Origin of the sequence: Pseudomonas sp. NPDC086566 (assembly GCF_050280885.1) — a bacterium.
Classification (GTDB): Bacteria; Pseudomonadota; Gammaproteobacteria; order Pseudomonadales; family Pseudomonadaceae; genus Aquipseudomonas; species Aquipseudomonas vlassakiae.
In genome coordinates this window covers 405,641-418,735 of sequence record NZ_JBNNWD010000004.1, presented here as the reverse complement: position 1 = coordinate 418,735, position 13,095 = coordinate 405,641, and the positions used below count along the sequence as shown (strand labels likewise).

The 13,095-nt window shown below is 63.8% G+C and carries 10 protein-coding genes and 1 pseudogene; all 11 read right to left on the bottom strand.

The window, feature by feature from the left end; genetic code table 11:
- Positions 1–28: 28 nt before the first annotated feature.
- On the bottom strand, positions 29–733 hold the full coding sequence (locus ACQKPS_RS11810) for a methyl-accepting chemotaxis protein (protein ID WP_427604265.1): 705 nt from the start codon (positions 731–733) through the stop codon (positions 29–31).
- Between the two features lie 201 nt (positions 734–934).
- Positions 935–1,147 (bottom strand): annotated as a pseudogene (locus ACQKPS_RS11805) (methyl-accepting chemotaxis protein); the annotation flags it as partial.
- A gap of 1,003 nt (positions 1,148–2,150) precedes the next feature.
- Positions 2,151–3,443 carry an adenylosuccinate synthase gene (locus ACQKPS_RS11800; RefSeq protein ID WP_003249542.1) on the bottom strand — a complete coding sequence of 431 codons (1,293 nt, stop codon included), beginning with the start codon at positions 3,441–3,443 and terminating at the stop codon, positions 2,151–2,153.
- 56 nt (positions 3,444–3,499) lie between these two features.
- Positions 3,500–4,687, bottom strand: coding sequence for an ATP phosphoribosyltransferase regulatory subunit (locus ACQKPS_RS11795; RefSeq protein WP_283724846.1), 1,188 nt, complete (start codon positions 4,685–4,687; stop codon positions 3,500–3,502).
- A gap of 301 nt (positions 4,688–4,988) precedes the next feature.
- Positions 4,989–5,858: a protease modulator HflC gene (gene hflC / locus ACQKPS_RS11790; protein ID WP_254482899.1), complete on the bottom strand. Its 870-nt coding sequence runs from the start codon at positions 5,856–5,858 to the stop codon at positions 4,989–4,991.
- Entirely contained in the window at positions 5,858–7,036 is a 1,179-nt protein-coding gene (gene hflK, locus ACQKPS_RS11785; RefSeq protein WP_254482897.1) for an FtsH protease activity modulator HflK, read from the bottom strand. Before hflK ends, hflC begins: the two co-directional genes overlap by 1 nt.
- A gap of 96 nt (positions 7,037–7,132) precedes the next feature.
- Positions 7,133–8,434: a ribosome rescue GTPase HflX gene (gene hflX, locus ACQKPS_RS11780; RefSeq protein ID WP_254482895.1), complete on the bottom strand. Its 1,302-nt coding sequence runs from the start codon at positions 8,432–8,434 to the stop codon at positions 7,133–7,135.
- 13 nt (positions 8,435–8,447) lie between these two features.
- Complete coding sequence (hfq, locus tag ACQKPS_RS11775) at positions 8,448–8,708, bottom strand: RNA chaperone Hfq (RefSeq protein ID WP_027920748.1); 261 nt, start codon at positions 8,706–8,708, stop codon at positions 8,448–8,450.
- 92 nt (positions 8,709–8,800) lie between these two features.
- Positions 8,801–9,772 carry a tRNA (adenosine(37)-N6)-dimethylallyltransferase MiaA gene (gene miaA / locus ACQKPS_RS11770; RefSeq protein WP_254482893.1) on the bottom strand — a complete coding sequence of 324 codons (972 nt, stop codon included), beginning with the start codon at positions 9,770–9,772 and terminating at the stop codon, positions 8,801–8,803.
- A 1-nt stretch (position 9,773) separates the two neighbouring features.
- Entirely contained in the window at positions 9,774–11,663 is a 1,890-nt protein-coding gene (gene mutL / locus ACQKPS_RS11765; RefSeq protein ID WP_254482891.1) for a DNA mismatch repair endonuclease MutL, read from the bottom strand.
- Positions 11,660–13,090, bottom strand: a complete 1,431-nt coding sequence (locus tag ACQKPS_RS11760; protein ID WP_254482889.1) for an N-acetylmuramoyl-L-alanine amidase — start codon at positions 13,088–13,090, stop codon at positions 11,660–11,662. Before ACQKPS_RS11760 ends, mutL begins: the two co-directional genes overlap by 4 nt.
- Between the last annotated feature and the right edge of the window lie 5 nt (positions 13,091–13,095).

The following is a 13,095-nucleotide window of genomic DNA, read 5'->3' as shown; positions in this document are numbered from 1 at the left end:
ACCACGCGCGTTAGTCATCCGTTGGCCATCAGGCGCGGAACTGGCCCAGGCTGGCACGCAATTGGGCCGCCAGGTCGTCCAGCACCTTGCTGCTGGCCGTGGTCTGCATGACCACTTCGGCCGAACGCTCGGCCTGGGCATGGATGTTTTCCACCCGGCCGCGCACCGCCTGGGCACCATGGGCCTGCTGTTCGGCGGCACGGGTGGCCAGGCCGATGGCCGCGTGCACCTGCTCCACTGCCGCCTGCACCGACTGCTGGCGGCGCTCGTTATCGCGCAGTACCAACAGCCCTTCACTGGCCTTGAGCCCGGCCTGGCTGATGGTCGCCACCGCTTCCTTGGCACCTTTCTGCAGCGCGGCAATGTGCGCCTGGATGTCGCCGGTAGAGCTTTGGGTCTTGCTTGCCAGCGCCCGCACCTCATCGGCCACCACGGCAAAGCCGCGACCCGTCTCGCCAGCGCGAGCAGCTTCGATTGCGGCGTTGAGGGCCAGCAGGTTGGTCTGTTCGGCAATGCCATGGATGACGGTCAGCACCACTTCGATCTGCTCGCTCTGCTTGGCCAGGCGCTCGATCACCTGCGAGCCGGCCTCAACCTGCCCGGCCAGGTTCTCGATCAGGCTCGCCAGTTGCGTCGAGGATCGACTGTTCTCATCGGTTGCCTGGCGAATGTCCACCACCTGCTGCAACGCCGCCTGCATGGCATGGCTTTCGGCCTGGGCCTCGTCAGCCATGCTCGACAGGTCGCGCAGGCTGGCGGCCACTTCGTCACGCTGCAAGGCCGCCGCCGCATCGGCACCGGCATTGCGCTGGGCCATGGTGCCAATCTCGACGCCGGTACGCTGGGCCACCTCACCGGCCTCGCGGACGATGGGCTGCAGCTTGTCGACGAAGCGGTTGACCGCCGACGCCATGTCACCGATCTCGTCGCGGCTGTCGAGGGTCACGCGCTTGGTCAGGTCGCCTTCACCCGCAGCCAGATCGTTGAGGGCAGCGATCAGCAGGCGCAGCTTGCTGAGCACGCGGCGCCCCAGCACCACGGCGACCACCAGCAGCACCCCCAGGCCGACCACCACCAGGCCCAGGCCAATCCGCCAACGCAGGTCCGCAGCCGCATCGCGCACGGTCTGCGCAGTGTTGGCTTGCATTGCGGTGGCGCTGGCCTGCGCAGTCTCCAGACGCTCACGCAGGGCTTTACCACTGTCGGCGGCGGCCGCGCCAAGGCTATCACCCACCAGTTGCTCGCCACTAGCGATCAGGGCGCTGAAACGTTGGTCGAGGGCCTTGAGTTCCTGATCAACGCCAGCGGTGGAAACGCCCATCAGCACTTTGCCGATCTCGGCACCGTTGGGATTGATGGAAGCTTCGACGAAATATACCGATGGATCGCGACGCGCGGCATCGAGCACCTTATCCAGCGCCCGCTCGCCCTGGCCCTTCTCGATCAAGGCCTGGTTGATCGGGTTCTGCCGGTTCAGGTAGCGGGTCAGGTGCTGGCCCTGGGCATCGTCATAAATCACGAACAGCACGTTGGGGTTGCGCTGGGCGCGGCGGGCGAAGTCGGAGAGCATCGGCACATCGTTGTCCCAGATCGCCCGCGGGGCGACAGAGGCCAGCAGCTCGGCCATGTCGTTGGCCGAGTCCTTGAGGTTTTTCTCCAGGGTGGCACGCAACTGCTGCTGTTCGTCCTGCAGCCGCGTGGAAAGGCCCGCGCTCAAGCGCTGACGGGTGCTGCTGGAGAGGCTTTCCAGGCCCCCGCGCACATCTTGCCCGGCCTGCTCCAGCTCGCTGGCGAGCTGGCGGCTGTCTTTGCCCAGACGCTCCCCTAGGTCGGCCTCCAAAGCCGTCACGGTGCTGCGGGTCAGCGCAACGGCCACCAGCACTTGCACCAAAAGGGCGATACCAAGGGCAACAAACACAGGCCGCAAGAGGCGGCTTCGTAACAGTGAAAGGATGGCAGACACGGTGTAACCCTCGTGTTTTCTGGCGCCACTATTTTGATGGCATCTACAGAAACTTCTTACAGCAAGGGTTGTGCCGTATACAGCAGGGATAAGTGCCAAGGTCTAGCAATACCGCCAGCACGCGCCACAAATGAAAACGCCGCAGCCCCTTTCAGGACCGCGGCGTCAGATCAGCCTGGAGGGCAGATCAGGCGAACGGATGACGCAGGACGATGGTCTCGTTGCGGTCCGGGCCGGTCGAAATGATATCAATCGGCGCGCCTACCAGCTCTTCGATGCGCTTGATGTAGTCACGCGCAGCCTGCGGCAGCTCTTCCAGGGTTTTCACGCCCAGGGTGGATTCGCTCCAGCCTGGCATCTCTTCGTACACCGGCTCCAGGCCGATGTAGCTGTCGGCATCGGACGGGGCGTCGATGACGGCACCGTTCTCGTTCTTGTAGCCAACGCAGATGTTGATGGTTTCCAGGCCATCCAGCACGTCCAGCTTGGTCAGGCAGATGCCCGAGATGCTGTTGACGTCGATGGCGCGACGCAGGATGACGGCATCGAACCAGCCGCAACGGCGGGCACGGCCGGTGGTCGAACCGAACTCGTGGCCACGCTTGGCCAGGGTAGCGCCGGTCTCGTCGAACAGTTCGGTCGGGAACGGACCGGAACCCACGCGAGTGGTGTAGGCCTTGGTGATGCCCAGAATGTAGTCGAGGTACATCGGGCCCACGCCAGAACCGGTGGATATACCGCCAGCGGTGGTGTTGGAGCTGGTGACGTACGGGTAGGTACCGTGGTCGATGTCCAGCAGCGAACCCTGGGCGCCTTCGAACATGATGTCCTTGCCAGCGCGACGCAGGTTGTGCAGCTCGGCGGTCACGTCGAGCATCATCGGCTTGAGCTGTTCAGCGTAGGCCATGCACTCGTCCAGGGTCTGCTGGAAGTCGATGGCCGGCTCTTTGTAGTAATTCACCAGCTGGAAGTTGTGGTAATCCAGCAGCTCACCCAGCTTGGCAGCGAAACGCTCGCGGTGGAACAGGTCGCCGACGCGCAGGCCGCGGCGAGCGACCTTGTCTTCGTAGGCTGGGCCGATGCCGCGGCCGGTGGTGCCGATCTTGGCTTCGCCACGGGCTTTTTCACGCGCCTGGTCCAAGGCCACGTGGTACGACAGGATCAGCGGCGCAGCCGGGGAGATGCGCAGGCGCTCGCGCACCGGTACGCCCTTCTCTTCCAGCTTGGTGATTTCACGCATCAGGGCGTCCGGCGCAACGACCACGCCGTTGCCGATCAGGCACTGTACGCCTTCACGCAGGATGCCCGAGGGAATCAGGTGCAGAACGGTCTTCTCACCGTTGATCACCAGGGTGTGGCCCGCGTTGTGGCCACCTTGGTAGCGCACTACGGCGGCAGCATGTTCGGTCAGCAGATCGACGATCTTGCCTTTGCCCTCATCACCCCACTGGGTGCCCAGGACGACGACATTCTTACCCATTACATTGGTCCTCATTCACGCAAACTTGGTTGCCGGCCTACTGCCGACGCAGAAACTCACTGGGCCAGCGGCAGAACCTGCCAGCGCCCGTCTTGCTGAATCAATTGCCGATCACAATCCGCCTCGAGAGCAGCACTCAACGGCTGGCCAGGCAGAGCCTGGACCACACGCTGGCCCTCGTTGCGCAACTGGCAGACCTGCTGCCAGAGGGCCGCGTCGCCACTGTCCGGCATCCAGATGCCGCCAGTTGGCAATACGACCTCCGCTCGCCCCAGTGTGACCAGGGTCTTCAAATCCGTGGAGAAACCGGTGGCCGGGCGTGCCCGGCCGAAGTCGGCACCGATGTCGTCATAGCGGCCGCCCTGGGCGATCGATTGACCTTCGCCCGGGACGAACACGGCGAACACCACGCCGGTGTGATAGTGATAGCCGCGCAGCTCGCCGAGGTCGAAATACAGCGGCAGGTCCGGGAAGCGCGACGCCAGGCGATCGGCGATCGCCAGCAGGTCGTCGAGCGCCGCCAATACGCTGGCCGGGGCACGGCCCAGGCGCACACGGGCTTCGGCCAGCACTTCACGGCCACCGCACAGCTCGACCAGGGCGCGCAGCATGTTGCCCAGGTCCTTCGGCAAATCGGCAGTCAGCGCCTGCACTTCATCAACCGATTTACGCTGCAGGGCGTCGAACAACTGCTGCTCGACCGCGCCCGACAGGCCGGCGGCACGGGCCAGGCCGCGGTAGATTCCGACGTGGCCAAGGTCCATGTGCACGTCGGCAACGTCCGTCAGCTGCAGCGTGGCGAGCATCAGGCTGATCACTTCGACATCGCTGGTCGGGCTGGCGTCGCCGTACAGCTCGGCACCCAGCTGAATCGGGCTGCGCGAGGTGGACAGGGCACGCGGCTGGGCGTGCAGCACGCTGCCGGCATAGCACAGGCGGCTCGGGCCTTCACGGCGCAGGGTGTGGGCGTCGATGCGCGCGACCTGCGGGGTGAAGTCGGCGCGGAAGCCCATCAGGCGACCGGACTGCGGGTCGACCACCTTGAAGGTGCGCTGGTCCAGGTCCTGGCCGGCGCCGGTGAGCAGCGACTCCAGGTACTCGATATGCGGGGTGACGACCAGTTCGTAGCCCCAACTCTGGAACAGGTCCAACACCTGGCGGCGCGCGATCTCGATACGCGCAGCCTCAGGTGGCAGTACTTCCTCGATGCCATCTGGCAGCAGCCAGCGGTCTACCGTTGCCATTACGCCATTTCCCCTCTGGTCCGGGCGGCTTGCCAGCTGGCGAGCCGTCAGTAAAGCCGGTATCGCGCACAGCAGCGGGCAGCACTGATCCCAGCGCAGCCACCGTACCCGATACCCTCAAATTGCCTTGCGACCTGACCAAACCGTCAACTGGCGCTTTGCCAATAGACCTTGCAGACGCAAAAAAGCCGGGAAATTTCCCGGCTGCCTCATCATACACCCCTTTTCATACAGGATGCACCCCGCCTGGTGTTTTAGCTGCCAGGCGGGGGCCATCTGCATGAATATCAGGGCCTGAGCATCACTGTTTGCTCTTGTCCAGGTAGCGGAAGAACTCGTTCTTCGCGTCCAGGACCAGCACGTCGCTCTTGCTCGAGAAGCTTTCGCGGTACGCCTGCAGGCTACGGTAGAACGCATAGAAATCGGCGTCCTGGGTATAGGCCTTGGCGTAGATGGCGGCCGCCTGGGCATCGCCGTCACCGCGGGTTTCTTCTGCTTCGCGGTAGGCTTCGGCCAGCAGTACACGGCGCTGGCGGTCGGCATCGGCGCGAATACCTTCGGCCAATTCGTTACCTTTGGCGCGGTGCTCGCGGGCTTCGCGCTCACGCTCGGTACTCATGCGGTCGAACACGCTGCGGTTGACTTCCTTCGGCAGGTCGATGGCCTTGACGCGAACGTCGATGACCTCGATACCCAGCTCCTTGCTGGCCATGCGGTTCAGCGATGCGGTGATGTCAGCCATCAACGCGTCACGTTCACCGGAAACCACCTCGTGCAGGGTACGTTTACCGAACTGGTCACGCAGGCCGCTTTCCAGACGACGCGACAGACGCTCGTCGGCAATCTGCTTCATGCCGGAAGTGGCGGTATAGAAGCGCTCGGCATCCTTGACGCGCCACTTGGCGTAGGCGTCGACCATCACCGCTTTCTTCTCCAGGGTCAGGAACCGCTGGGTCGGGGCGTCGAGGGTCATCAGGCGTGCGTCGAACTTGCGCACCTGGTTCACGTACGGAATCTTCACATGCAGGCCCGGCTGGACATCCGCCTGGACCACCTTACCGAAGCGCAGCAGCACTGCACGCTCGGTCTGGGACACGATGTAGAAGCTGTTCCAGGCCACAATGGCCAGAACCACGGCGGCGATCAGGGCGATCAGCGATCGGTTGCTCATCAGCGGCTCTCCCTTGTACGCAGTGGCGGCTGTTGCTGTTGCAGGTCTTGCGCTGCACGCGTGGCCGCATCGTTGACCGACGGGCTGACGCTGGCGCCTGGCGCGGCCGTGTTACGGCTGCCTTCGACCATCTTGTCCAGCGGCAGGTAGAGCAGGTTGTTCTGCCCATCCTTGGCCGTGACCAGGACCTTGCTGGAATTGCTGTAGACCTCTTGCATCGTCTCCAGGTACAGGCGCTGACGCGTCACTTCAGGTGCCTTGCGGTACTCGCCGACCAATTTGCTGAAGCGGTCAGCCTCACCCTTGGCGCGGGCGATGACTTCGTCGCGGTAACCGTTGGCGTCCTCGATGATGCGCTGGGCCTGACCGCGGGCTTCCGGCACCACGCCATTGGCGTAGGACTCGGCCTGGTTACGGGCACGCTGCTCATCTTCGCGGGCGCGGATCACGTCGTCGAAGGCTTCCTGCACTTCACGCGGGGCTGCCGCGCTCTGTACGTTGACCTGGGTGACGGTGATACCGGTGCGGTAGTTGTCAAGGAACCGCTGCAGGCGCTCGCGGATATCCACGGCCATCTGCTCACGGCCTTCGGTCAGCACCTGGTCCATCGAGGTGGAACCCACCACGTGGCGCAGGGCGCTGTCGGTCGCATGCTGCAGGCTGACCTCTGGCTGGTCGACGTTGAGCACGAAGTCCTGCAGGTTGCTGATCTTGTACTGGACGGTCAGCGGCACCTCGACGATGTTCTCGTCTTCGGTGAGCATCTGCCCCTGCTTGGTGTAGGCACGCTCGCGCGTGACGTTCTCCATGTACTTGCGATCAATTGGCGGGAAGTAGATGTTCAGGCCGGGACCGACCGTCTCATAGTACTTGCCGAAGCGCAGCACCACGGCCTGCTCCTGCTCATCGACCACGTACACGGCGCTGTACAGCCAGATTGCAGCGAGCACCGCCAGGCCGATGCCCAGCAGGCCGTAGCCGCCACCCTTGCCGACATTGCGGTCACCGCCGCCACGTTTCTTGCCACTGCCGAACATGCCGTTCAGGCTGTCCTGCAGCTTGCGGAAGGCCTCGTCCAGATCCGGCGGACCCTTCTTGTCGCCACCACCGCCGCCACCGCGACGGCCGCCCCAGGGATCCTGATTGTTCGAGTTGCCACCCGGCTCATTCCAAGCCATAGCGCTCTCCATCTGATAAAGCAAAGACGCGCCCACGGCGCGCCGTCCAATGCTACAGAATGCCTGCCACTGCTGCCCGGCGACCTCACCGGGCATTTATTGCAAAGTGTGTTGCTCGACAAACACTTGCGGCTCCATGCCTTCACGACTGACCAGGCGATTCAACTCGACCCTGGGCAGGCGAACACTCAGCAGGCTGCGCCCTTCTTCGTCATGCTCTTCACTCTGCACGGCACCCAGGGCAAAGAATTGCGCGCGCAAGCGGGCAAAACGCTGCTCAAGGCACAGGGTACCGACAAACAGATCATCCCCCAGCAACTCGGCAATCGCCTGGCCGACCAGCTCCAGGCCACGTCCTTCTCGTGCCGACACCCAGACCCGCTGCGGCTTGCCATCGGCATCGCGCTGGATCTGCGGCTCGACATCTTCGAGCAGGTCGAGTTTGTTATAGACCTCAAGGATCGGCAAGCTTTCGGCACCAATCTCGCCCAACACGGCCAGCACTTGCTCGATCTGCTCCATGCGCTCTGGCTCATGGGCGTCGATCACATGCAGCAGCAGGTCCGAGTTGCTCGATTCTTCGAGCGTAGCCCGAAATGCCTCGACCAGCTTGTGCGGCAGGTGGCGAATGAAACCCACGGTATCGGCCAGCACGATCGGCCCCAGGTCGGGCAACTCGAGCCGGCGCAAGGTCGGGTCGAGGGTGGCGAACAACTGGTCCGCCGCGTAGACCTCGGATTGAGTCAGGGCATTGAACAGCGTGGACTTGCCAGCGTTGGTATAGCCGACCAACGACACCGACGGGATATCCGCACGCTTGCGGCCACGACGGGCCTGCTCACGCTGGCTGCGCACCTTTTCCAGGCGCCCCTTGATCTGGCGGATACGTACCCGCAACAGACGGCGGTCGGTTTCCAGCTGGGTTTCACCCGGGCCACGCAGACCAATCCCCCCCTTCTGCCGCTCAAGGTGGGTCCAGCCGCGCACCAGCCGCGTGCTCATGTGGTCGAGCTGGGCCAGTTCGACCTGCAGCTTGCCTTCATGGGTACGCGCCCGCTGGGCGAAGATATCGAGGATCAGCCCGGTACGGTCAAGCACGCGACACTCGAAGACTCGCTCGAGGTTGCGCTCCTGACTGGGCGTGAGGGTGTGATTGAAAATCACCAGGTCTACCTGCTCGGCTTTGACCAGGTCGCGCAACTCTTCGACCTTGCCGCTGCCAATCAGGTATTTGGCCGTAGGCTGATGCCTGGCTACCGTGGCCAACGAGACGATGTCGGCTCCGGCCGACAGTGCCAGTTCCTGAAACTCCTGCGGGTCTTCGCGCGCCTCAGGGTTCTGACCTTCCAAGTGAACGAGCAACGCTCGCTCACCACCACCGTGGCGCTCAAAGAACAATGCAGGCTCCTAATCAGGCGTTGCCTGGCTCGCTGTCGCCGTGTTCGGAATCGGACGGGCTTGGCAGGCGAACCGGACGGGCAGGAACCACGGTCGAAATGGCGTGCTTGTAGACCATCTGGCTGACGGTGTTCTTCAGCAGCACCACGAACTGGTCGAAGGATTCGATCGAGCCCTGCAGCTTGATCCCGTTGACCAGATAGATCGATACCGGGACCTTTTCTTTTCTCAGTTGGTTCAAGTAAGGGTCTTGTAGCGAATGCCCTTTTGACATATGCCGCACTCCTGTAAGGATAAATAGAAAAATCAGAAAAATTGATAAGTCAGGCCGCCCCTTCGCAAGAATAGACGGCAATCAGCAGGGACTCAGCTCAATATGGAGACCGCCCCAAGGTATTTCAAGGTGCGGGACAGATTGTCGCAGGCCAGGCTGTCAAGCCACTGCACGCCAGGCCAGCCACGCAACCAGGTGAACTGCCGCTTGGCCAGCTGTCGAGTGGCAATGATACCGCGTTCACGCATCTCATTCTCAGTCAGCTTGCCGTCGAGGTAGTCCCAGACCTGTCGATAACCCACTGCCCGTATAGACGGCAGTCCGGCGTGCAAGTCACTTCTGGCTCGCAACGATCGGACCTCATCGACGAAGCCCTGTTCCAGCATCTGCGAAAATCGTAGCGCAATTCGCTTATGCAAAATGTGACGATCCGCAGGCGCAATCGCCAAACTCGCGACAGTATAGGGCAAATGCCCGCCAGCGCCTGCGTCTGCGGCGCTACTTTCCGCGAATTGACGCTGGCGATGGGCTGTCATGCTCTCGCCACTCACCCGGTAGACCTCAAGCGCCCGAATCAGCCGCTGTGGGTCGTTGGGGTGAATGCGCGCCGCCGATTCGGGGTCGACCTCGGCCAATTGCCGGTGCAACTCGGCCAGGCCCAGCGCCGCGGCCTGGGCCTCGAGTTCTGCGCGCACGGCGGCATCGGCCGCCGGCATGTCTGCCAGCCCTTCGGTCAGCGCCTTGTAATACAGCATGGTGCCACCGACCAGCAGCGGAATCTTGCCCCGTGCAGTGATATCGGCCATCGCTTCCAGGGCATCAGCGCGAAACTGCGCGGCCGAGTAGCTTTCAGCAGGGTCACGGATATCGATAAGCCGGTGCGGGTAAGCCGCCAGAATCGCTTTGGAAGGCTTGGCCGAACCAATATCCAGGCCGCGATAGACCAGCGCCGAATCAACGCTGATCAGCTCGCAAGGCAGGACCTTGGTCAGCTCGATGGCGAGGTCGGTCTTGCCGGCCGCCGTCGGGCCCATGAGGAATATCGCAGGGGGTTTGCCGCTCATTTCATCGACCGCGCAGGAATAGTTTGTCCAGGTCGTCCAGGCCCATCTGGGTCCAGGTCGGACGGCCGTGGTTGCACTGGCCGCTGCGCTCGGTGTTTTCCATGTCGCGCAGCAGGGCGTTCATCTCGGGAATGGCCAGGCGCCGGTTGGCGCGAACGGCGCCATGGCAGGCCATGGTGCCAAGCAGTTCGTTGAGGTGCGCCTGGATGCGGTCGCTGGTGCCGTACTCCATCAGGTCGGCGAGCACATCCTGAACCAGGCGATTGGCCTCGGCCTGCTTGAGCAGCGCCGGAATCTGACGGATCGCCAGCGTCTCGGGGCCCAGGCGCTGCAGCTCGAAACCCAGGCGCTGGAACCACTGGCCGTGCTCCTCGGCACAATCGGCCTCGCGCTGGCTCAATGCCAGGGTTTCCGGCACCAGCAGCGGCTGGCCGCTCAGGCCTTCGCTGGCCATCGCCACCTTGAGGCGCTCGTACATGATGCGCTCGTGGGCCGCGTGCATGTCCACCAGCACCAGGCCGACGGCATTCTCGGCGAGAATATAGATGCCCTTGAGCTGCGCCAGGGCATAGCCCAGCGGCGGGATGTCCCCTTGGCTTTCCGGCAGCGCCGAAGCAGCTGGCGCACTATCGTTCAGTGGCTTGTAGAACTCGCGGTAGACCGCCTGGGACTCGGCGACCGGCAGCGGCTGCGCCGGGCGCGGGGTGTACTGGTACTGGTACCCGGCGCCATTGCCGCCATTGGAAATGGAACGCTGCGGCTGCTCGAGCACTGGCGAGGCCAGGCGCATTTCACCCTGCGGGCCGAACTCGCCGGCTTGCAGCCCTGTCGGGCGAACCACTTCAGGCACGGCAGCAGGCGCGGCCAGCTGATCTTCAGGGCGCACGTCAGCCAAGGCACGGTGCAGCGTGCCATAGAGGAAGTCATGCACCGAGCGGCCTTCACGGAAGCGCACTTCGTGCTTGGTCGGGTGCACGTTGACGTCGACGCCGTTCGGCTCGAGTTCTAGGAACAGCACGAACGTCGGGTGTCGGCCGTTGAACAGCACATCGCGATAGGCCTGACGCACGGCATGGGCGACCAGTTTGTCGCGCACCGCACGGCCATTGACGAAGAAATACTGCAAGTCGGCCTGGCTGCGCGAGAACGTCGGCAGACCGACCCAGCCCCACAGTCTCAGGCCATTGCGCTCGACGTCGATGGGCAGCGCCTGCTCCATGAAACCCGGGCCGCAAATCGCCCCCACCCGCCTTGCACGGGCAGCTTCGTCATGCGCCTCATGCAGGCTGAGGATGCTCTTGCCGTTGTGGCGCAGATGGAAGCCGACATCGAAGCGGGCCAGGGCCAGGCGGCGGATGACTTCCTGCAGGTGATCGAATTCGGTCTTTTCGGCCTTGAGGAACTTGCGGCGGGCCGGGGTATTGAAGAACAGGTCGCGCACTTCCACCGACGTGCCGACCGGATGCGCGGCGGGCTGCACACGCGGGGTCATGTCGCGGCCTTCTGTCTCGACCTGCCAGGCCTCGCTTGCGCTGGCGGTGCGCGACGTGAGGGTCAGGCGCGCCACCGAGCTGATCGATGCCAGCGCCTCACCCCGGAAGCCCAGGCTCAATACGCCTTCAAGGTCTTCCAGTTCACGAATCTTGCTGGTGGCGTGACGGGCCAGGGCCAGCGGCAGGTCATCGGCGGAAATGCCGCTGCCATCGTCACGCACCCGGAGCAGTTTCACACCGCCCTGCTCGACCTCCACGTCAATGCGCCGGGCACCGGAGTCCAGGCTGTTTTCCAGCAGTTCCTTGGCCACCGATGCCGGCCGCTCGACGACCTCGCCCGCGGCAATCTGGTTAGCCAGCCGCGGGCTGAGCAGCTGGATGCGCGAACCACCACTCATTGCGAAGCCAGCGTGGTAGCGGGAATGTCGAGGTGCTGGCCGACCTTCAGCTCATCGGTCTTGAGGCTGTTGGCGCTGCGCAGGCTGGTCACGCTTACCTGATAGCGCACTGCGAGCATCGCCAGGGTTTCCCCGGGCCTTACCGTGTGCTCGCGCGGCCCCTGGGCAATCTTGCCGCTATCACGCAGCCAGGCGATATAGGTGCCTGGCGGCGGGTTCTGCTGGAAGTACTGGCGCACACCGGTATGAATCGAACGCGCCAAGGCCTGCTGATGGCTGGCGGTGGCCAGCTTGGCGGCCTCGTTGTTGTTCGAGATGAACCCGGTTTCGACAAGGATCGACGGGATGTCCGGCGACTTCAGTACCATGAAGCCTGCCTGTTCCACCCGTTGCTTGTGCAGCGAGGTCACACGCCCCATGTTGCCGAGCACCTTTTGCCCGACGTTCAGGCTGGAGCTCAACGTGGCCGTCATCGACAGGTCAAGCAGCACGCCCGCTAGCATACGATCCTTGTCGTCGAGGCTGACGTTGCCGGCGCCACCGATCAGGTCGGAACGGTTTTCCGTGTCGGCCAGCCAGCGCGCGGTCTCGGACGTTGCGCCACGGTCGGACAGGGCGAACACCGAGGCGCCAAAGGCGGCGCGCGACGGTGCGGCGTCGGCGTGGATCGAGATGAACAGGTCGGCACCCTTCTTGCGGGCGATCTCGGTACGCTTGCGCAGCGGGATGAAGTAGTCACCGGTGCGCGTCAGCTCGGCGCGGTAGCCCTTTTCGGTGTTGATCTGGCGCTGCAGCTCCTTGGCGATCTGCAGCACGATGTCTTTTTCGTGCTGGCCACGCGAGCCGGATGCACCCGGGTCTTCGCCGCCGTGGCCGGCATCGATGGCGACCACGATGTCACGCTTGCCACTCGGCACCGGCGGCAACTTGATTGCTGGCTGAGCCGGGCTCACCGGTACTGCGGGCGTGGTTGCCGGGGTCTGCACCGGCGTGGGCGGCGGGGTCGGTGCAGTGGCGGCAATGGCGTCGGCTTCCTGGTCGTACAGGTCGACCACCAAGCGGTTGCCGTACTGGGCATTGGGCGCCAGGGTAAAGCTCTTGGGCGTGACCGACTTTTTCAGGTCGACCACCACACGCAGGTCGGTAGGGGTACGTTGGGCCGAGCGCACGCTGCTGATCGGGGTATTGGCGGTCGACACGTTCAGCGGCGCGGCCAACGTCGCGCCATTGATGTCGATCACCAGGCGATCGGGTGCGCTGAGGGTGAAGACGCTATGCTGCACGGGGCCGGACAGATCGAAGACCAACCGCGTGTTGTCCGGCGCGCGCCACAGGCGCACGCTCTTGACTTGAGTGACGGCCAGAGCGTCAACGGCCACCGCTGTCAGCAGCAATCCAACGACAGCGACCAGTGCGCGTATGCGCATACCTA